The organism is Aliiroseovarius sp. F20344 (assembly GCF_023016155.1).
Classification (GTDB): Bacteria; Pseudomonadota; Alphaproteobacteria; order Rhodobacterales; family Rhodobacteraceae; genus Aliiroseovarius.
This window is the reverse complement of the sequence record NZ_JALKBG010000008.1, coordinates 1,286,417-1,305,029: the sequence shown is the minus strand read 5'-3', so window position 1 is coordinate 1,305,029 and position 18,613 is coordinate 1,286,417. Positions and strand designations below refer to the sequence as shown.

Genomic DNA, 18,613 nt, shown 5'->3' with positions numbered 1-18,613 from the left:
AATTGGGGTCTAAGCCAGAGGCCTGATTAGGCCAGAACTGCGCCCAGCTGCATGGCAAGACCCATGTTGCCATCTACAGCCAACTTGCCGGTCATGAAGGCGGTCGTCGGGTTCAGTTCGCCCGACAGCATTTCCTCGAACACGTCAGCGTCAGCGGTCAGGGTTACATCCGCCTCGTCGTCGCCAGCACGCACTCCGTCGCCGTCAATGATGATAGCACCTTCGCCGTTGATGACAAATTTGGCGGTTCCACCGTCAAATCCGCCGTTAACTTTTTCGCTCAGGGCGGTCACAGCCGCGTTGATCACGTCGCTCACGTGCAATCCTCCGAAATATAGCCCGTCTGGGCGTGAATGTTCTTCTAATGCTAGATCAAAGCTTCCGTGCGCGTAAACCGGGAAATCCATGAATGGACGCAAGGGAACCCTGTATTTTTGTGGTGTTTGATCAAGCCATACACGCGAATGTGGCTATTCCCGAGCGATTTTGCGCGTTACCATTCGGAATGCGCATTCTTTCGCTGATCTTTGTGTGTCTTTTGGTGGCAGGGCTGGCCCGTCCCGCCCCGTTGGTAGCGCAGGATCGCCACGTGCAGCTTGATGCCTTGTTTGAGCAGCTTCTGAGCGCCGATGACAGCAATTGGCAAGCACTTGAGGATGAGATCTGGGCGCTTTGGGCGCGGTCCGGTTCTGCGTCAATGGATCTGCTGCTGAAACGCGGCCAAGACGCCATCGAAGCCGGGGATCTGGAGCGCGCGATCGATCACCTCAGTGCCTTGACGGATCATGCGCCGGAGTTTGCCGAAGGTTGGAATGTTCGCGCGACAGCTTTCTATCTGACGGGTGAGCTGGGATTGTCGCTTGATGATATCGCACGCACCTTGGCACTTGAGCCGCGCCATTTCGGGGCCTTGACCGGATTGGGGCTGATCCTTGAAGAGCTTGGGGATGAACAACGCGCGCTCGAAGCGTATCAACACGCCCTTGCTATACATCCCCACAGTGACGACATAAAAGGCGCCGTGGCCCGCTTGGAACAGAAGCGGGTGAAGGATATTTAACGCCCGAATATGGGCGGGGCTTTGAGAGGGCAAAACATGGTTTCCGACAGCGCGCGCGGTGGCCCACGGATCACAGCCGTTCTTGGCCCCACGAATACAGGCAAAACCCATTACGCTCTGGAGCGCATGCTGGGCTATCGCACTGGCGTTATCGGCCTGCCGCTGCGTCTATTGGCGCGCGAGGTTTATGACAAACTGGTGGGATTGCGCGGTCCGAATGCGGTGGCGCTTGTCACCGGGGAAGAACGCATTGTTCCGGATCGTGCCCAGTATTGGGTCGCAACGGTCGAAGCGATGCCCTTGGGGCTTGGGGCAGAATTTGTCGCCATCGACGAAATACAGCTTTGTGCGGACGCCGAACGTGGCCATGTTTTTACCGACCGCTTGCTGAACATGCGCGGCACTCAGGAAACCTTATTCCTCGGTGCAGATACGATGCGGCCGGCCATCGCGGGACTGGTCCCGGATGTACAATTCCTGCGGCGCGAGAGGTTTTCCGAGCTGATCCATTCTGGGTCCAAGAAACTTAGCCGCATGCCGGGACGGTCTGCCATCGTTGGGTTCTCGGTCGACAATCTCTATGCGATTGCCGAGCTGATGCGCCGCCAAAAGGGCGGGGTTGCTGTGGTGATGGGCGCGCTCAGCCCGCGCACACGAAATGCTCAGGTTAAGATGTATCAGAATGGCGATGTGGATTATCTGGTTGCCACGGATGCCATTGGCATGGGGCTGAACCTAGATATCGATCACGTGGCATTTTCAGCGCTGACTAAGTTTGACGGCCATCGCATGCGCCAATTGTTGCCCAGTGAACTGGCTCAAATCGCAGGCCGGGCAGGGCGGCATATGAACCACGGCTCGTTTGGCGTGACCGGCGAAGCCCCGCTTTTGTCGGACGAAGTTGCCGATGCGATCTGTTCGCACCAGTTTGCGCCGGACAAGAAGCTTTTTTGGCGCAATCGCGATCTGGCGTTTGGATCGATCCCGGCGCTGATCCGCTCGTTGGAAGCGCCCACAAGCAATGATTGGCTAACCCGCGGGCGCGACGCGGATGATGTGATGGCGCTCAAGCTTTTGTCCAAGGACGCCGAGGTTGCGGCGCGGGCCAGCGACGGGCGGTCTGTGTCTCTGTTGTGGGAGCTGTGTCAGCTGCCAGATTTCCGCGGGATCAGCCATGGGGAACATGCCGGTCTGATCACCCAGCTTTTCAATGACATTCATCAACATGGCCGGGTCAAACACGATTGGTTTGCACGGCAGGTCAAGCGGATCGACCGCACGGATGGGGACATCGACGCATTGTCCAAACGATTGGCGTATATCCGCACATGGACCTATGTGGCGCAACGCCGCGACTGGCTGGACGATGTTAGCCATTGGCGTGGCGAGACTCGTGCTGTAGAAGATCGCCTGTCGGATGCTCTACACGAACGCCTGACCCAAAGATTTGTTGATCGGCGCACCAGCGTTTTGCTGCGCCGATTGAAGCAGAAGGAGAGCCTTGTGGCTGACGTGAACGAAAAAGGTGAAGTGACGGTAGAGGACCAATTTGTTGGTCGTCTGGAAGGGTTCCGGTTTAGTCAGGATGCTTCTCAGACCCCGGAGGAAGCCAAAACACTACGTGCGGCCAGCCTAAAGGCTTTGGCGCCCGAATTTCATCTGCGTGCGGATCGATTCTATAATGCGCCCGACACCGAGATGGACTTCACAGAACAAGGTGGCCTGATGTGGGGCGAGCATGCCGTTGGCAAGCTGGTCAAAGGCGATGACGTGTCGAAGCCTCGCGTGCAAGCTTTCGTTGATGATGAAGCCGGCACCGACGTGGCCGAGAAAGTCACCCGCCGTTTGCAGCATTTCATCGACCGCAAAGTGCAGGCGCTTTTCGAACCGCTTGCGATGATCGAAAAGGACGAGACGCTGACCGGCCTGGCCCGTGGCTTTGGATTCCGCATGATCGAAAGCTTGGGCATCATCCCGCGCGATCAGGTTGCGGGTGAGGTGAAGGAACTGGATCAGGATGCCCGTGGCGCATTGCGCAAGCATGGCGTTCGGTTTGGTCAGTTCACCATCTTCATGCCACTTCTGCTGAAACCTGCGCCGACCCGATTGCGCTTGGTTCTGGACAGCCTTTGGAAAGGGTTGTCGGAATTCCCAGAAAGCCCGCCCCCCGGTCTGGTTACCATCCCGGTGGTCGAGGGCGTGGATCACTCGGCCTATCTGCTGTCGGGGTATCGTCCCGCAGGGGCCCGTGCGATTCGGATCGACATGTTGGAGCGTCTTGCGGATCAGCTGCGCGTGGAAGACAGCCGTGGAGGGTTCGAAGCCAAGGCTGATATGCTGTCGATCACAGGTATGACGCTGGAACAGTTTGCGGACCTGATGCAGGGTCTTGGCTACAAAGCTGAAAAAGGCGAACGCGAGAAAGTCAAAGCTGTGGTTGAAGCCGTGGCGGATGCACCTGCTGAAGATGCACCTGCTGAAGATGCACCTGCGGAAGAGGCGCCCGTTGCCGAGGCTCCGGCCGAAGCCGCCGCTGATGTTGCAGAAGCACCTGCCGATGCCGCTGAAGCCCCCGCCGAAGAGACCGGTCCTGAATTGGAAACCTTCTTCACCTTCACATGGGGTGGACTTGGTCGTGCACGCACCGGTGGCGGAAAGCCACGCGGAGAAGGCGCGCGAGGCAAGCCGGGTGGCAAACCTCGTGGTGATCGTTCTGGTGGCAAGCCCCGACGTGGCAAGGGTCCGAACAAAGGCCCGCGTGACACGAAGCCCAAAAGCTATCAGTCCGGCCCGAAGAAGGAAAAAGCCATTGATCCGGATAACCCCTTTGCAGCGGCCCTGATGGGGCTGAAAGACAAAGGCTGATCCGCGATGGCGGAAACTCAGGGGAAGGGCGGTCAACCGCCCGCCCCAACAGGATCAAAGATGCGCGTGGACAAATGGTTGTGGCACGCGCGTTTTTTTAAGACCCGTAGTTTGGCGACCAAAATTGTTGGTGCGGGTCACCTGCGGGTCAACGGCGACAAAATCAGCAAATCATCATATGGAATTGGCGAAGGCGATGTACTGACATTCGCCCAGGGCAAGCAGGTGCGTGTGATCCGAGTTGTCGCCCTTTCGACACGTCGCGGACCCGCCGATGAAGCGCAGAGGCTCTATGAAGATCTCGATCCCCCAAAGGAAGCTGCGGACAATGTTCCACAAACCCCTTCGGCTGCGCCAAAATTCGACGGGAAGGGGCGACCAAGCAAGAAAGATCGTCGCATCTTGGATCAAACCCGCAGGTCCATGCTTGATTGATCCCGCTTGCTGGCCTAAGTGAGGCGCAAGACCAACTAAAGGTGCCACAATGACCTATGTCGTCCAAGACAACTGCATCGCCTGCAAATACACCGATTGTGTAGAAGTTTGCCCCGTGGATTGTTTCTACGAAGGTGAAAATATGCTGGTCATCCATCCGGATGAATGCATCGACTGTGGTGTTTGCGAACCGGAATGCCCGGCAGATGCCATCCGCGCGGACACCGAGCCGGGAACCGAGACATGGGTTGAGTTTAACCGTAAGTATTCGGAGTTGTGGCCGGTCATCGTCGAACGCAAGGACCCGCTGCCCGAAGCGGAAGAGCGTGATGGCGAAGACGGAAAACTTGAGAAGTATTTCTCGGAAGCTCCGGCAGAGCAGTAGCTGCTTTTGGCCCTGATCGGGTGTTAAAGGTGCAATGCGAATTCTGACCGACCGGTCAAACTTCTGCATTGCAGCGCTTTTCGATGCCCTGTTTTTGTGATATACTCATTTCAAAGCTTGGGTCGAATGTGACGCCCTGTTCCTGAGACAGGGCGTTTTGTTTCGGAAAATCGCGACGTTTTGCGCGCAACTTTGCGCCGCAAAAACATATTGTCCGATTTGTCTGAAGCCATAGCGCCCATATGTAACTATGACGCGAAGGATTGCCGTAATGAGCAAGAAAAAGCTGGATTTCCGCCCGAATGAATATGTTGTCTATCCTGCCCATGGCGTCGGACAAGTCGTATCGATCGAGGAACAGGAAGTTGCCGGGATCAAGCTTGAGCTGTTTGTGATCTCGTTTGAAAAAGACAAGATGACTTTGCGTGTTCCGACCAACAAAGCCACCGAAGTTGGCATGCGTGGCCTATCCAGCCCGGACGAAATTGCGCAAGCGATGACAACGCTGAAGGGCAAGGCCCGTGTGAAGCGTGCCATGTGGTCGCGTCGTGCGCAGGAATACGAACAGAAAATTAACTCGGGCGATCTGATCGCCATTGCCGAGGTTGTGCGCGACCTGCACCGCACGGATGATCAGCGCGAGCAGAGCTATTCCGAACGTCAGCTTTATGAAGCGGCACTTGAGCGCTTGACCCGTGAAGTTGCGGCCGTTGGTGGCGGGGATGAGCTTGCTGCACAGAAAAAGGTCTCGGATGTTCTGATGTCACGCGCAGCCGCTGCCTGATTGACGAAACTCGCCGTTTAGCAAAGCCGTCCGCACTGAATTGCGGGCGGTTTTTTTATTGGCTGAGCATCACCGCCAAAACCGAAAGCGCAATGATTTCCGAGATCTGTTGCGACGCCCCAAGCACATCGCCTGTTTGCCCTCCGATCTTGGTTTTCGCCAGAGCAGCAAGCGCAATGGCCCCAACCCCCAAGAACAGGATCAAAGCGGGCAGGGCGGCGGGCAGAAGAACCAAGACCACCAATGCAGTTATGCTGCTGGACAGCCACGCTGTCGCCGCAGACGGGCGCCCAACCTGATTTGCCAGCCCGTTGCCACGTGCATTGGGCAAAGACGCCATGAGCAAAACCATCGGCAATCGGCTGCTGACTGAGGCAACGATCAACGCTTGAACGACATATGTCCCCTCCAATACCGCTGCCAAAGCTGTGATGCGCAACCCAAGCGACAAGATCAGCGCAATGACCCCGTAGGCCCCGATCCGGCTGTCTTTCATGATCTCCAAGCGGCGCGCGCGGTCAAACCCACCCCAGAACCCGTCCGCGACATCGGCAAGCCCGTCTTCATGCAGCGCTCCGGTCACCATGACTTGCCCCAGAACGGCAAGGATCGATGCAAAGTAAATAGGCAGACCCAATCCCGCCGCAGCCATTGCCAAAACCCAAGCAATGATCGCGGGGATCACCCCCGCCAGCGGCCAAGCCCAGGCCGACAACGCGGCGCGTTGTGTTGCCTGGTCGGTGTTCACGCGTATGGGTAGACGCGTTAAAAGCCCGATCGCCGATGGAATATCCGCAAATTGTGCGATTGGCCCGGTGATCTGCGCAGAACTGTCGTGTTTGGTCATAATTGGTCTTTTGCGGTCTGGTTGCACGTGATGCTCATGGGTAAAGAGTGAGGGGAACGGAATCAATCAAGGAGTCTTGCCATGTCCCAACAGCCCTACGCGACACTGGCCGAATTCAAGGCACAGCTTGAGGCGGCGCAAGGCCCTGATGCAGCAGCAATCCAAGCTGCTGAGGAACGCAATGGTCAGTTGACCAAACCCCCAGGTGCTTTGGGACGTCTTGAAGAGCTGGCGATTTGGGTTGCCGGATGGCAAGGCAACGGGCGTCCTGCGCTAAACGCCCCTCAGGTGGTGGTTTTTGCGGGCAATCACGGTGTGACTGCACAAGGTGTTTCGGCCTTCCCAGCTGAGGTGACCGAGCAGATGGTTCTGAACTTTCAGCACGGTGGTGCGGCAATCAACCAATTGTCCAAAGCCGCGGGTGCTCAGATGGATGTGCATGCGCTGGAACTGGATCGTCCCACGCAAGATTTCACCAAAGGCGCCGCGATGAGCGAGGATGAGGTCGTCGCAGGGCTTCTGGTCGGCTGGAACGCGGTTAACGAAGATGCAGATCTTCTGGTGACCGGAGAAATGGGCATCGGCAACACCACCTCTGCCGCCGCGCTGTTCTTGGCGCTTTACGGGGGCGATGCAGAAGATTGGGTTGGTCGTGGAACCGGTGTGGATGATGAGGGCCTTAGCCTGAAGGCCCGCGTGATCCGCGACGGCCTGAAGGCGAACCCCACGGCGGTTGGAAATGGGCTTGAGGCCCTGCGTTGCCTTGGTGGTCGTGAAGTTGCGGCCATGGCTGGCGCAATGGCGCGTGCGCGTGTTCTGGGTATTCCGGTGATCATCGATGGCTTTATCTCGACCGCAGCGGCCGCGTGTTTGCATGAAAGCGTCGATGGCGCGTTGGATCATGCTGTTGCTGGACATGTGTCGGCTGAATCAGCTCATGCCAATGCATTGAAGCGACTGGGCAAAGAGCCCCTTTTGTCGCTGGGAATGCGTTTGGGTGAAGGTTCTGGTGCTGGCGTTGCGATCAACATCCTGAAATCTGCTGTTGCCTGTCATTCTGGCATGGCTACTTTTGCAGAAGCAGGTGTGTCTGATGGCTGATCACCCGCGATCACGACTGCAGAACAGATAACCGCGCTTTTGATATGTGATTGTCCACGTCGCATGGTGATCCATGACGATGTGGTCAAAGTCCTTCATATTGGAGGCTTCATCCGCGATCAAAAGCCAACCATTCGGCGCCACATGATCAATGAGGCGGGCAAGCGCGTCGAGCCGATCCGGCTTTGACAGCATGTGAAGCGTTCGGTCGATAAGGATCACATCAAAGTCACGGTCCGGCGTGTATTCGGCGAGATCTGCGACAATGCCCGTGATGTTAAGATCTTCCTTTTGGGCTGCCAGCTCAAGATCGCGAATGCCATGTGGGGACAAATCGACCCCGGTCACTTGGTGTCCCAACCGTGAGATGAACAGCGCGTCGCGCCCTTGTCCGCACCCGACGTCTAAAACGTTTGCGCGATCCATCCCCAATTCGTCGAAGAAACGGACAAATTCATCCGTCGGAGACCCAAGTGCGTTGGGGGTTTCGCTGTAGAGTTTATCATAGTTGAAAGCCATGACCCTAGCGATAGAACAAAGCTGACCGGAAGGCTAAGTGAAATATTTCGTGAGCGATAAGATCGCCTGTACGATCCCTGAATGCTTGGCCTTGCTAACTATGGTCCGTGGGCAGGGGCGTGTCTTTCTTCACGTGATCCAGAACAATTTGGCTTTGAACCCGCGCGACAGACGCATGCGGCAACAGAATTTCGTGGATCAATCGGTTCAGGCTAGCAAGGTCATGGCAATAGACCCGCATAAGATAATCCGCATCCCCAGTCAGGGTCCAAACCGATGTAATCTCGTCCCGCCGTTCGGTCAGGCTTAGGAATGCCTGAGCGGCCTCGGGGGATTGGCTGGCCATTTGCACTTGCACAAAGGATTGCACGCTCAGCCCAAGCTGGGCGGGATCAATCCGTGCGGCGTAACGCTCGATCAGGCCCGATTGCTCTAACCGTAATCGCCGGCGTCCCGCCTGACTTGCCGACAGGTTCAAAAGATCCCCCAATTCCTGTGCCGTCAGCTGCGCGTTCTGCTGCAGAGCCTTCAGCAATTTACGGTCCGTTCGATCGAGATGCGTCATTTGCGCGGCCTTTTTGAATTTAGTGCGCGAGTTGTGCGTATAATTTATAATTTACTGCATACAATGCGCAGAAAGGTCAAGCCGGATGCGCGATACTTCGATTCATAACAGGTGAACTTACAGGAGTGAGACATGGGCCCGTTTCCACATGATGCCCCGCGCGCAACAATCTCGGAGGAAAATCCGGCAGGTACAGATGGGTTCGAGTTTGTCGAATTCGCCCATCCCGAACCGCAGGAGCTTCGTGATATTTTCACCAAGATGGGGTTTGCCCATGTGGGAAATCACAAGACCCGCAAGATCGAACTGTGGCAACAGGGGGATGTCAGCTATCTGTTGAACATCGAACCGGGAAGCCACGCCGCTGAGTTCATCGAAGAACACGGCCCCTGTGCCCCATCCATGGGGTGGCGCGTTGTGGATGCGCAGCATGCCTTCGACCATGCGGTCAAAAAGGGCGCGAAACCCTATGAAGGCACCGGTAAAGCTATGGATGTGCCTGCGATCTACGGGATCGGTGGGTCGCTGATCTATTTCATTGACACCTATTTCGATGAAAGTGCGTTTAACGAAGAGTTTGACTGGATCACCAACGCGCATCCGGAAGGGGTTGGGTTCTTCTACCTCGATCACCTGACGCATAACGTCTTCAAAGGAAACATGGATGTCTGGTTCAACTTCTATGGCGACTTGTTCAACTTCGAAGAAATCCGCTTCTTTGACATCCAAGGGAAATTCACCGGGCTGTTCAGCCGCGCATTGACGTCCCCTTGCGGCAAAATCCGTATTCCGATCAACGAAGACCGAGGTGAAACCGGTCAGATCGTGGCTTATCTAAAAAAATACAATGGTGAAGGCATTCAGCACATCGCGGTTGGCACAAACGACATTTACGCGTCTGTCGATGCGATCGCAGGTCGTGGCCTGAAGTTCATGCCGGGCCCGAACGAGGCGTATTATGACATGTCTTATGAGCGTGTTGCGGGTCATCAGGAGCCGAAAGAAGAGATGATGAAACACGGCATCCTGATCGACGGCGAAGGCGTTGTTGGCGGCGGCGAGACACGGTGCCTACTGCAGATCTTCTCTAAGACAGTGATTGGCCCGATCTTTTTCGAGTTCATCCAGCGCAAAGGGGATGACGGCTTTGGCGAAGGGAATTTCAAAGCTTTGTTTGAATCCATCGAACGCGAACAAATCGAAAGCGGAGAATTGGGCGACGTCGCCTAAGCGCCAATGTCTATGAATTCGAAAGCGGCCACCGGAGAAATCCGGTGGCCGCTTTTACTAGCTGAAGGGCAGGACGTTCAGCGTGACCGTGCGACCGCCTTTTTGGTAAATCAGCTTGGTGGTCGAGATCGAGACGACTTTGCCGCCATCCAACCGGCTGCCAACCCCCACTTTAACATAGCGGCCCGAGGGCATACGGACCAACGCACGACGTGACGAGGACGAGCCATAGATGCCGATCAAGCTGACTTTGCGCAGGTTGATTGCATTCTTGATGGTTGCCTGTTTTGCAACGGAGGCGCGTGTCGGGATCTTCGGAGTTGTCGTCTGACGGGGTGACGCAGCTGCAACGGCAACGCTTCCATCAGATGCACCACCGTTCGGGCGGGCGCGGGCAACGATTTTTGAGAAGTTTTTTGGCCGCGCTTTGGGTGCAGCAGATCGGGGTATGGCCAAGGCGGTTGGCGCGATGCCAGCAGCTGCCGCGTTTTCCCCTGACAAGGCGGCTGCGATGGCGTCGGCCTGCGCTTGAGCCTCGGCCTCGGCCTTCGCGCGCGCTGCGGCAAGAACAGCTTCAGGTCGTGCGCGCGGGCGTAGCTGGGCCAGCTCTGTGCGTGTGCGTCCACCAAGGATACGACGCTCGTTGCCCTCAACCAGCCCTGTGGGTCGTGCGCGTGGGCGAATGGACGGCTCTGTCGGCGTGGCCACCGTTTCCGCATCTTCCGTGCCGTCTGCGATTTCGGCATCCGCTTCGGCGCGATCTGGCCGGGGGGCAGGGGCGGGAACAACGCGTGGGCTGCCCGCGATGACCAAAGCCCCCTCCGGCGTCAGCGCACCCTCTGGGGTCGCCTGAACGAAGCCGCGTTCGTCAACCTCAAACACCGTGCCGGGGGGCGGAGGCGGGTTTGTATTCGGGATTGCCCCACTAAGCTGATCTGATCCAAAGACCGTCAAGGCCACAGCGTCCTGACCCAAGGTGCTTGGGTCAATCGAGGCCACATAAAGATCATCGATGCGCCCAACATTGACATCATTCAGTGGTTCTGGGGCGCGTTGCCAAATCCCTGTGGCGGCATAACGCGCTTGCGCGGCTTCCTCTGACAGTGGATCAGGCGATTGCGTGTCCAACACCTCGTCGCCTTCCACTAGGGCCGGATCGACAAGATTGCTATCAGCCCCAAAGGGCGTGTCATCCCCGGGTGTGGGCTGAGCGGAGGTGATTGCCGCCTCGAACTGATCGACTTCACCATCGAGCGATGCGGTGGTGTCGTTCAGGAACAGCATCGACCAAATGACCAGAATGGCCATGAACAGCAGAAGCCCCAGGAACAAATAGAGCCCCAAGAAACGAGGTTTGCCGCCAACTTTTTGCGTTTTGCGCGCACCGAAGACCGTCAGCGCATCCGCTTCTTGCGTCCAGTTGCCTTTGGAAGCGGTGGCTTCCGCGCCGCCCGGTGGGGGGGCAATGGCTGTAACCTGAGGCCCGCCAGATTTGGCCTTGTCCGTATTCGCTTTGGATCTGGAGCGGATCTGGTCGCCCAATCCAGATAATGCTTGAGAGGCACGGCTGGTGACGGATGGCTGCTTGGGCGCATCTTGGGTCGCTTGATCCTTGTGCTTCGGTGCAGGAATTTTGCTGACGGCCTGACGTCCAAGCGCACTGGCGCGTTCAGCAGCTGCGGTTAACCCGGCCGCGCCCTTTCGGGCGGCTTTCGCAAAGCTCTCTTTTCCTTGTTTGGCCTTCGTTTTTCCCGGCTTGGATGGCGTGTCTTGCTGGTCAAAGGCGACAGGGGCCGTGACTGGTACATGAACCTTCGTCGCAGGCTTGGGTACTGGGGGGGGAGCAGGAGCCGCAGGCGCATCGGATGGCGTGTTGCGGCTGTCATCAGTGCTGCTTGGTGCTTTCGGCAGGCCAAAGGACAGGCGTGCTTCGGTCCGTGGGGCATCAATTGGGGTTTCAGCCGGGGACGGCACTACCAATTCCTCACCCAGCTTCAGCGGCTCTGCGTCTGAGCTTCGGCTTGATGAGAAACCGATTGCGGGCTGCGCTGGTTCTGCTGCCGAAGTTGCTGGCGATGGTGTTTGAGGTGACGGAGCCTCAGGCGCTTTGGATTCTGATGGCTTCGACGTCGTTTCTGACTTCTTTGGCTTTGGCTGGCGCTTGGGCGCATCCTCCAAAACGGGCGATTCCGGTTCATCCGGTGTCGGTGGGAAGGGGGCCAGTTCGGGAATGTCGCTTGACGTCACCGAAGTTGCTGAACTGGACGTTTCTGGCGTGGGTTGCTCAGCAAATGTTTCGTCGAAGGGCACAGCTGAAACCACCGGATCAGACGCTAAATGATCGGCATCCCGAAGATTGGGAACTGGTCGTTTCTCGCGCTTGAAATCGGTGTCGTTGGCATCAACCGGACCAAAAAAAACCTCGCCCGAGAACGTGCCCTTGGGTCTGGCAACGAAACCGGCCGGGTTCATCTCATGCTCTTGCGCAAACCCCAAAGCCTCGTCCAGAGTTTCGCGCGCAACGACAGCCACATGAACCATGCCGGGTTCCGCACTATCTTCCTGCCAATCGAACACCAGCTGATCGACGGGGTAAGGGGTAAGTCCTTCTAACCCTTCGCGAATTCTTGCTTCTCGGGTGACCTTATCAGGACCGGGTGCGGTCATGGATGTGAACAGGATTTGCGATCCGGGCACAATCAATTTGGTCGTCAGTGCGCCCGGTTCCAGCGCCTTTGCAGTGTCACGTAGCGTAGACAGCGTCAGGCCCAGATCCGGATCGTCCAGACCCACCTTTCCGACAAGCTGCCAACCGCCCTTGCCGCGATGGACAAGGCCGATCCCATCGTGATTGAGATCAAGCGCAAAGCTTGGTTTCATGCAGCCCCAGTCCTTCTTAAACCACCTACAATCAGGCACACCTTTTGCGGCCTTGCAGCCGCTAAATACAGGATTGAAACTACAGCAGGAATTCGCGCATGGAAAGGGGGCGCGTGGCTGCAGGGTTGCCTGTGGCGGAAGACAGCGCAATCTGGCGAAAAAGGAGAACAAGATGCGCAAACTGCTATCTATTATCGCAATTTCGATTGCCGCCGCTGGAATTGGCCATGCAGAAATCTCCAAAGCGTCGCAGTTGACGGTCACAGGGCAGGGCGTTGCGCAGGTCGTGCCGGATATGGCGCGGATCAGTCTGGGCGTCAGTGAACGGTCTGACGATGCAGGCGCCGCATTCGACGCCGTGGCGGACGCAATTGGCCAAATGCTGGCCAAGTTGACCGAAGCTGGGGTTGATGAGAGGGATGTTCAAAGCACCCAAGTCAGCCTTTCAGCGCAATATGATTACAATCGCCAAAACGAGGGTGTGCCAAAACTGGTGGGCTTCATCGCGAACTCGACGCTCTCTGTTGGCGTGCGGGACCTAACAAAACTTGGCGCAATCATGAGCGCGGTCACTTCTGTGGGTGCAAATGAAATCCACGGATTGCAGTTTGATATTCAGGATCGTAACGCGGCTGAAGACAGCGCACGCAGCTTAGCTGTGAAAGATGCGATGAGCCGCGCGACAGTGTTGGCCGAAGCCGCCGGGATGAAGCTGGGATCGGTACTTATGATGCAAGAAGGCGGTGACATGGGTGGCCGCCCCGTGATGATGGCGATGGAGCGTGCCTCGGCTGATATGCCCGTCGCTGCGGGTGAATTGGGTGTGAACTCCAGCGTCACAATGGTGTTTGAGTTGATTGAGTAAGCGCGCCTAAGTGGCTGTAAAATAACGAACCCCGCCGATTTGGCGGGGTTCTTTCATTGGCGTAATGCGCTTACGTCGTAGCCGTCGCCAGCGCTTGATCAAAGTCAGCGATGATGTCTGCAATGTCCTCGGTGCCGATGGACAAGCGCACCACGTTGGGGGCTGCACCCGCCGCCACTTGCTGCTCTTCAGACAGCTGACGGTGCGTGGTCGAGGCCGAGTGGATGATCAGCGAGCGCGTGTCGCCAAGGTTGGCAACATGGCTAAACAGTTTCAGACTGTTGACCAGCTTCACGCAAGCCTCATACCCGCCTTTAACGCCCACAGTGAACAGCGCGCCCGGACCTTTCGGGGACACGGCTTTTGCGCGGTCATGATAGGGGGAGGACGGCAAGCCCGCATAGCTGACGCTTTCGATGCGGTCGTCTTTTTCCAGCCATTCTGCCAGAGCCTGCGCGTTCTCTACGTGCCGTTGCATGCGAAGCGACAGGGTCTCGATTCCCATCAGAGTGTAGTGTGCGCCTTGTGGGTTCATCGTCATGCCAAGGTCGCGCAAACCAATGGCGATGCCGTGGAACGTATAGGCCATTGGACCCAGCGCCGCGCCGAAGGTCAGACCGTGATAGGCGGGCTCGGGTTGGCTGAGCGACGGGAACTTGTCGGAGGCCATCCAATCAAACTTGCCTGAATCCACCACGCAGCCGCCGGTCACGGTGCCGTTGCCGGTCAGGTATTTGGTGGTCGAGTGCACGACGATGGTCGCGCCTTGCTCGATGGGGCGAACCAGATAGGGCGTCGCCGAGGTGTTGTCGACGATCAGCGGTACACCGGCCTTGTCAGCAATTGCGGCCATCGCCGGGATATCGGTGGGGACGCCAGCCGGGTTCGCGATGCTTTCGCAGAACAGGGCGCGGGTGTTGTCGTCGATGGCGGCCTCGACAGCGGCCGGATCGTCGAAATCCACCAGTTTGGCTTCCCAGCCGAACCGTTTGAAGGTCTGGGTGAACTGAGTGACGGTACCACCATAGAGCTTGTTCGACGCCACGATATTCAGGCCCGGGCCCATCAGCGGGAACAGAGCCATGATCTGGGCCGCGTGACCGGACGAGCAGCAGAACCCGCCTGCGCCGCCTTCCAGTGCAACGATGCGGTTGGCCAGTGCGCCAACAGTTGGGTTGGTTAGGCGTGAATAGATGTAGCCAACTTCTTCTAGGTTAAACAGACGCGCGGCGTGATCTGCGTCTTGGAAGACATAGGCGGTGGTCTGATAGATCGGGACCTGACGGGCACCGGTGGCCGGATCAGGTTCGGTGCCTGCGTGGATTTGCAGCGTGTCAAAGCCCTGTGGGCGTTCGTCGGACATGGTTCTCTCCCTCATTCTTGGTCGCGGGAAGGCTAGGGGAAAGGGGCGTGGGCTTCAACGCCTCTGCAAGTCTTAGCCTGCGAAAATCGTCGCTTTAGACAGCTTGTCGCCTTTTCTGCCCGGTCTGGTCCTTCGTTCTGGTTTTGATAAGCTAAGCGGGAAATCATTCTGGAGAACTTCATGCTGACCCCGTTCCATTTGGCCATCAATGTCACGAATTTGGACGAGACACGACGCTTCTATGGCGACGTATTGGGCTGCAAAGAAGGCCGATCGACCGACACTTGGGTCGATTTCAGCTTTTTTGGACACCAACTGAGCTTTCATCTGGGCAAACCGTTCGAGACCGCAAACACCGGCAAAGTCGGCGCGCATATGGTCGCGATGCCGCATTTCGGTTTGGTGCTGGCCTATGACGATTGGCGCGCGCTGTCGGAGCGGCTGGAGGCGGTGGGTATCGACTGGGTTATTGCTCCTACCGGACGTTTCATCGGTGAACCGGGCGAGCAATGGACCATGTTCTTTCGTGACCCATCGGGCAATCCGATTGAGGTAAAGGGATTCAAGGATATGGATGGAGTGTTTACCTAAACAGTCCAGAACACTTGAGGGTCTGAACAGCAGATAAAATGACATTCGCCGAAGGCGCACCAATGATCGCTTTAAGGAATAGATATCCTTAACCGGTTACGCATCTTAAAAGTATTTGCACAGAAACAAAAAATTGCCGCTTTTGTACCTGACAACGATATACAAATTGATTTCGAAACCCCAATTGCGCACTAAATGAGTTTTCCTAATGCCTGAGACACTTCGATTGTTCACAAGAACACTATTTGTTGCGCTGTTTGTGCCCTTTTTCCTTTCTTCCGCGGCCTTCTCGCAAGAACCGCCGAACGCCCCTCAGACTCAGTATTGGGTCACAGATCAAGCAGGAGTTCTCAGTGCTTCAGTTGAGCAATCGCTGACAACAAACGCTAAGAGGTTTGAGGAGCAGACCACAAATCAGGTTGTTGTTGTGACCGTGAATTCATTGGTTGGTTGGACAATTGAGCGATACGGGCGATGGTTGGGTAATAAATGGGGTATCGGTCAATCAGACAAAAACAATGGTGTTTTGCTTCTGGTGGCTCCCAAAGAGCGCAAGGTTCGCATCGAGGTTGGGCTTGGACTTGAAGATGTTTTGAGCGATGCGACTGCCCAGCGGATCATTGATAATGAGATTCTTCCCAAGTTCCGAAACGGCGACTTGCAAGCAGGAATTGTCGCGGGTCACAAAGCCATTCTCGAGGCATTGGGCGGTGAGTATCGCGAAAAACTCCCGTGGGAAAAGCTTCTTCATCTGATCTTTTTGCCATTGTTTGTGATTGGTCGATTTCTAGGCTTTGGCGGAAGTGTCTCAGGTGGATTTTCAGGTGGCGGCGGCAGCTTTGGTGGCGGCGGCGCTTCGGGGAGCTGGTGATGTTGGGAACCCAGATGAAAAGTATTGATGAGACTTCAAGATCTAAGATTCGCGACAGCATTGCGGAGGTCGAAAGGCAGTGTGAGAGCGAACTCGTTTGTCTCGTCACACGCCGGTCTGCGCGGTACGTACTGTTCCCATTGTTCATGGCGGCCATAACGGCCCTTTTTATGCCTATACTTGAGCCATTTACCCAGTTTGGCATCACATTCACGCATCAGACAGTTCTTTTTATTCTTCTGGCGAGCTTGTTTGTCTTCACGCCGCTTGGTCACAAACTGACACCAAAATTGTTGAAGCAACAGAACTGCCAAAGATATGCCACCGAGCAGTTTTTCAGGCATCAACTGCATGAAACCAAGTTGCGCAGTGCCATCCTGATATTCGTGTCTTGGGATGAGAAATTTGTGACGGTGGTTGCCGACAAAGGGATCAATGAGAAGGTCCAGCAACGGGAATGGGACAAGCTTATCGGTGACTTCATCCGCGATGTTAAGGGAAACGAGTTGGAGAGAGGTTTCTTGCAGATTATTGCCGGTGCGGGAGAGATGTTATTGAAGCACTTCCCCGTTACGAGCGCAAAGACGGACGAGTTGCCTAATCATCTTATAGAGCTTGATGGGCCGAGCTATATGAGTTGAGGGATCGCTTAGCGTTGCCTTGATCGCGATCCTCTGCGATCCGAGCCGAACCCGTTCTTCACCGCATCCAAAACCCTTCGCGTTTGATGGTGTTGCGGATGGCTTGCTCTTTGTGGGGCAGGTTGTCTTGGTCAAACAACGCCCGAACTTTCTGCCCGCGCCCCTGGAAGATCATCCGTTTCATTGGATCGTATTCCTTCAGGATCTTTTTGATCTTGTTGGGGGCCGTGGCGGCTTCGATTGTCTCGATCACCTTGTCGCTTTCACGTGCGTAGGCCAAAGGCAAGATGCGCCAATGGCAGGTGACATCCCCGTCAAGCCCATCAAGCTCTGGCCCGGGGCGCCCACCGCCAAAGCTGGAAATCACCAAGGGCAGGGCAATTTGATCGAGCCAGGGATACAGCGTCTGACAGACGATCTCTTCTGGCCCATCATGATGGATGGCCACGGCGTAGTCTTTGAACCGCTTTCCAAATTCGCGCGGGCAAGGGCCGAAGAACCAACCTGCGTTGAAATACATGTAGCGCTGCCAGTACTCGTCTGGTTGGCTCAGGTCCAGGGATGCTTCGAAATCCAATCCGAATTTATCGTAGAGCGATTTCCAGATCTGAGTGTAGCCCGGGCCATAAAGCTCGATCGTGGGCCATGTGTCTTCGCGTTTCATAGACGCCGAAGGCCGGTCATAGGGGATTGGTATCTCGGAGAGTTTGCCTGTGATCACCGTGTCTGTATCGAAAAACAGAAACGGTTCGCCTTCGGGCAAAGCCAGCAATGCTTCGATCTTATTGCCGTAAGGATAGTGTCGCCCAAACTGTTTGCATTCAAACGGAACGATCTCTGCGCCCAGCATCTCAAGCGTTTCGCGGATCTGGGGCTTGAGCCGAGGATCCTCCAGCCACAGGTCACCGGGCTGTGGCTCGGCGACCAGCAGGCGGCCTTTGAAGTCGGGATCGCTGTGGCGCAAGGTGGCGGCAAACAGGATCGCTTCATAGGCCAAGCGGCCGTCCTGGGCGACAATAACGATATTGGGGGACGTGGTTGTTCGCCCCTTCGCTTTTCCCGCGCGTTTCGAAGATTTTGCCATCACTGCTTTGCCTGCGCTGTTCTTTCGGGCAGTATAGTCTGGAAAGAAACGAGTCTGAAAGAGCGCGATCACGTTTGCGGATCTTTCTTAGGCCTTGGCTAAGGGGCGAAGCTATGCGGAAAATCCTGACAGTTGCATCTTTGATGTTTGGGCTCGCCACACCTGTGATGGCACAGAACTTCACCACGGCCGCTGAGGTGCGCCCCATTTTAGGTGCTACTCAGGGAAACTGGATTGCCGTTCGCGAATATGAGGGCCGTGATCTTTTATACTTCACGCATCTTCTTGCGTGGCGCTGTGGTTTGGACTCCATCTATTTCAGCGTCAACGAGGAAGACGAACAGCGCTTCGAGGCGGAACCTTGTTATGAAGATGAAGCCACGCCAAACGCGCTGAAAGTCGACGAGATTTTACCGTATCTGCCCTTTGACCTTCAATCGATAGACACTGTGGACGTCCGGATTGTCTATGACGATGGCGAAGAGGCCATCGCACGTTTCGAACGTGCCCAGATTCAAATCCCGTAA

General features: G+C 56.3%; 19 protein-coding genes. 12 read left to right on the top strand and 7 right to left on the bottom strand.

The window, feature by feature from the left end; translation table 11 throughout:
* Positions 1 to 26 precede the first annotated feature (26 nt).
* Positions 27 to 317 (bottom strand): SCP2 sterol-binding domain-containing protein, encoded by a 291-nt coding sequence (locus tag MWU55_RS15395; protein ID WP_246937567.1) that lies wholly within the window; start codon positions 315 to 317, stop codon positions 27 to 29.
* Positions 318 to 505: 188 nt separating this feature from the next.
* Between MWU55_RS15395 and MWU55_RS15390 the strand changes: the two genes are divergently transcribed.
* The 5 genes from MWU55_RS15390 (at position 506) to MWU55_RS15370 (ending at position 5,529) form a co-directional block, all read left to right on the top strand.
* A complete protein-coding gene (locus tag MWU55_RS15390; RefSeq protein WP_246937565.1) occupies positions 506 to 1,060 on the top strand; it encodes a tetratricopeptide repeat protein in 555 nt (184 codons plus the stop codon).
* A 36-nt stretch (positions 1,061 to 1,096) separates the two neighbouring features.
* Positions 1,097 to 3,925, top strand: coding sequence for a helicase-related protein (locus MWU55_RS15385; RefSeq protein ID WP_246937563.1), 2,829 nt, complete (start codon positions 1,097 to 1,099; stop codon positions 3,923 to 3,925).
* Between the two features lie 6 nt (positions 3,926 to 3,931).
* Positions 3,932 to 4,360: an RNA-binding S4 domain-containing protein gene (locus MWU55_RS15380; RefSeq protein WP_246937561.1), complete on the top strand. Its 429-nt coding sequence runs from the start codon at positions 3,932 to 3,934 to the stop codon at positions 4,358 to 4,360.
* Positions 4,361 to 4,409: 49 nt separating this feature from the next.
* Positions 4,410 to 4,745, top strand: coding sequence for a ferredoxin FdxA (fdxA, locus tag MWU55_RS15375; RefSeq protein WP_246937559.1), 336 nt, complete (start codon positions 4,410 to 4,412; stop codon positions 4,743 to 4,745).
* Positions 4,746 to 5,016: 271 nt separating this feature from the next.
* Entirely contained in the window at positions 5,017 to 5,529 is a 513-nt protein-coding gene (locus tag MWU55_RS15370; RefSeq protein WP_246937557.1) for a CarD family transcriptional regulator, read from the top strand.
* 55 nt (positions 5,530 to 5,584) lie between these two features.
* Here MWU55_RS15370 and cobS read toward each other — a convergent pair whose 3' ends face one another.
* On the bottom strand, positions 5,585 to 6,376 hold the full coding sequence (gene cobS, locus MWU55_RS15365; protein ID WP_246937555.1) for an adenosylcobinamide-GDP ribazoletransferase: 792 nt from the start codon (positions 6,374 to 6,376) through the stop codon (positions 5,585 to 5,587).
* A gap of 81 nt (positions 6,377 to 6,457) precedes the next feature.
* On the opposite strand from cobS, the gene cobT reads away from it, so the two are divergent.
* Positions 6,458 to 7,477, top strand: coding sequence for a nicotinate-nucleotide--dimethylbenzimidazole phosphoribosyltransferase (cobT, locus tag MWU55_RS15360; RefSeq protein ID WP_246937553.1), 1,020 nt, complete (start codon positions 6,458 to 6,460; stop codon positions 7,475 to 7,477).
* On the opposite strand, the gene MWU55_RS15355 is transcribed toward cobT, so the two are convergent.
* Positions 7,478 to 7,996 carry a class I SAM-dependent methyltransferase gene (locus tag MWU55_RS15355; protein ID WP_246937551.1) on the bottom strand — a complete coding sequence of 173 codons (519 nt, stop codon included), beginning with the start codon at positions 7,994 to 7,996 and terminating at the stop codon, positions 7,478 to 7,480. It abuts the gene before it with no gap.
* Positions 7,997 to 8,090: 94 nt separating this feature from the next.
* On the bottom strand, positions 8,091 to 8,561 hold the full coding sequence (locus tag MWU55_RS15350) for an Lrp/AsnC family transcriptional regulator (RefSeq protein ID WP_246937549.1): 471 nt from the start codon (positions 8,559 to 8,561) through the stop codon (positions 8,091 to 8,093).
* Positions 8,562 to 8,693: 132 nt separating this feature from the next.
* On the opposite strand from MWU55_RS15350, the gene hppD reads away from it, so the two are divergent.
* Positions 8,694 to 9,791: a 4-hydroxyphenylpyruvate dioxygenase gene (gene hppD / locus MWU55_RS15345; RefSeq protein WP_246937547.1), complete on the top strand. Its 1,098-nt coding sequence runs from the start codon at positions 8,694 to 8,696 to the stop codon at positions 9,789 to 9,791.
* 57 nt (positions 9,792 to 9,848) lie between these two features.
* On the opposite strand, the gene MWU55_RS15340 is transcribed toward hppD, so the two are convergent.
* Positions 9,849 to 12,671, bottom strand: coding sequence for a hypothetical protein (locus tag MWU55_RS15340; RefSeq protein WP_246937545.1), 2,823 nt, complete (start codon positions 12,669 to 12,671; stop codon positions 9,849 to 9,851).
* Positions 12,672 to 12,843: 172 nt separating this feature from the next.
* Between MWU55_RS15340 and MWU55_RS15335 the strand changes: the two genes are divergently transcribed.
* Positions 12,844 to 13,536, top strand: a complete 693-nt coding sequence (locus tag MWU55_RS15335) for an SIMPL domain-containing protein (protein ID WP_246937543.1) — start codon at positions 12,844 to 12,846, stop codon at positions 13,534 to 13,536.
* 70 nt (positions 13,537 to 13,606) lie between these two features.
* On the opposite strand, the gene MWU55_RS15330 is transcribed toward MWU55_RS15335, so the two are convergent.
* Positions 13,607 to 14,899, bottom strand: a complete 1,293-nt coding sequence (locus MWU55_RS15330) for an O-acetylhomoserine aminocarboxypropyltransferase/cysteine synthase family protein (RefSeq protein WP_246937541.1) — start codon at positions 14,897 to 14,899, stop codon at positions 13,607 to 13,609.
* A 180-nt stretch (positions 14,900 to 15,079) separates the two neighbouring features.
* Between MWU55_RS15330 and MWU55_RS15325 the strand changes: the two genes are divergently transcribed.
* From MWU55_RS15325 to MWU55_RS15315, 3 genes are all read left to right on the top strand, one after another.
* Positions 15,080 to 15,490, top strand: coding sequence for a VOC family protein (locus MWU55_RS15325; RefSeq protein ID WP_246937540.1), 411 nt, complete (start codon positions 15,080 to 15,082; stop codon positions 15,488 to 15,490).
* A gap of 208 nt (positions 15,491 to 15,698) precedes the next feature.
* Positions 15,699 to 16,361, top strand: coding sequence for a TPM domain-containing protein (locus MWU55_RS15320; protein ID WP_246937538.1), 663 nt, complete (start codon positions 15,699 to 15,701; stop codon positions 16,359 to 16,361).
* The gene (locus MWU55_RS15315; protein WP_246937536.1) at positions 16,361 to 17,002 is read left to right on the top strand and encodes a hypothetical protein; all 642 of its coding nucleotides are present in this window, start codon (positions 16,361 to 16,363) and stop codon (positions 17,000 to 17,002) included. Before MWU55_RS15320 ends, MWU55_RS15315 begins: the two co-directional genes overlap by 1 nt.
* A 58-nt stretch (positions 17,003 to 17,060) precedes the next feature.
* On the opposite strand, the gene MWU55_RS15310 is transcribed toward MWU55_RS15315, so the two are convergent.
* Complete coding sequence (locus tag MWU55_RS15310; RefSeq protein WP_246937534.1) at positions 17,061 to 18,086, bottom strand: hypothetical protein; 1,026 nt, start codon at positions 18,084 to 18,086, stop codon at positions 17,061 to 17,063.
* Positions 18,087 to 18,199: 113 nt separating this feature from the next.
* Between MWU55_RS15310 and MWU55_RS15305 the strand changes: the two genes are divergently transcribed.
* Positions 18,200 to 18,613 carry a hypothetical protein gene (locus tag MWU55_RS15305; protein WP_246937532.1) on the top strand — a complete coding sequence of 138 codons (414 nt, stop codon included), beginning with the start codon at positions 18,200 to 18,202 and terminating at the stop codon, positions 18,611 to 18,613.

What these genes read in the sequence shown, in the direction of transcription:
- MWU55_RS15340 (WP_246937545.1), bottom strand. Translation starts at nt 12,671, where the DNA reads ATGAAACCAAGCTTTGCGCTTGATCTCAATCACGATGGGATCGGCCTT.
- MWU55_RS15380 (WP_246937561.1), top strand. Translation starts at nt 3,932, where the DNA reads ATGGCGGAAACTCAGGGGAAGGGCGGTCAACCGCCCGCCCCAACAGGA.
- MWU55_RS15370 (WP_246937557.1), top strand. Translation starts at nt 5,017, where the DNA reads ATGAGCAAGAAAAAGCTGGATTTCCGCCCGAATGAATATGTTGTCTAT.
- MWU55_RS15390 (WP_246937565.1), top strand. Translation starts at nt 506, where the DNA reads ATGCGCATTCTTTCGCTGATCTTTGTGTGTCTTTTGGTGGCAGGGCTG.
- MWU55_RS15335 (WP_246937543.1), top strand. Translation starts at nt 12,844, where the DNA reads ATGCGCAAACTGCTATCTATTATCGCAATTTCGATTGCCGCCGCTGGA.
- MWU55_RS15325 (WP_246937540.1), top strand. Translation starts at nt 15,080, where the DNA reads ATGCTGACCCCGTTCCATTTGGCCATCAATGTCACGAATTTGGACGAG.
- MWU55_RS15355 (WP_246937551.1), bottom strand. Translation starts at nt 7,996, where the DNA reads ATGGCTTTCAACTATGATAAACTCTACAGCGAAACCCCCAACGCACTT.
- fdxA (WP_246937559.1), top strand. Translation starts at nt 4,410, where the DNA reads ATGACCTATGTCGTCCAAGACAACTGCATCGCCTGCAAATACACCGAT.
- MWU55_RS15350 (WP_246937549.1), bottom strand. Translation starts at nt 8,561, where the DNA reads ATGACGCATCTCGATCGAACGGACCGTAAATTGCTGAAGGCTCTGCAG.
- MWU55_RS15385 (WP_246937563.1), top strand. Translation starts at nt 1,097, where the DNA reads ATGGTTTCCGACAGCGCGCGCGGTGGCCCACGGATCACAGCCGTTCTT.
- MWU55_RS15310 (WP_246937534.1), bottom strand. Translation starts at nt 18,086, where the DNA reads ATGGCAAAATCTTCGAAACGCGCGGGAAAAGCGAAGGGGCGAACAACC.
- MWU55_RS15330 (WP_246937541.1), bottom strand. Translation starts at nt 14,899, where the DNA reads ATGTCCGACGAACGCCCACAGGGCTTTGACACGCTGCAAATCCACGCA.
- MWU55_RS15315 (WP_246937536.1), top strand. Translation starts at nt 16,361, where the DNA reads ATGTTGGGAACCCAGATGAAAAGTATTGATGAGACTTCAAGATCTAAG.
- cobS (WP_246937555.1), bottom strand. Translation starts at nt 6,376, where the DNA reads ATGACCAAACACGACAGTTCTGCGCAGATCACCGGGCCAATCGCACAA.
- cobT (WP_246937553.1), top strand. Translation starts at nt 6,458, where the DNA reads ATGTCCCAACAGCCCTACGCGACACTGGCCGAATTCAAGGCACAGCTT.
- hppD (WP_246937547.1), top strand. Translation starts at nt 8,694, where the DNA reads ATGGGCCCGTTTCCACATGATGCCCCGCGCGCAACAATCTCGGAGGAA.
- MWU55_RS15320 (WP_246937538.1), top strand. Translation starts at nt 15,699, where the DNA reads ATGCCTGAGACACTTCGATTGTTCACAAGAACACTATTTGTTGCGCTG.
- MWU55_RS15305 (WP_246937532.1), top strand. Translation starts at nt 18,200, where the DNA reads ATGCGGAAAATCCTGACAGTTGCATCTTTGATGTTTGGGCTCGCCACA.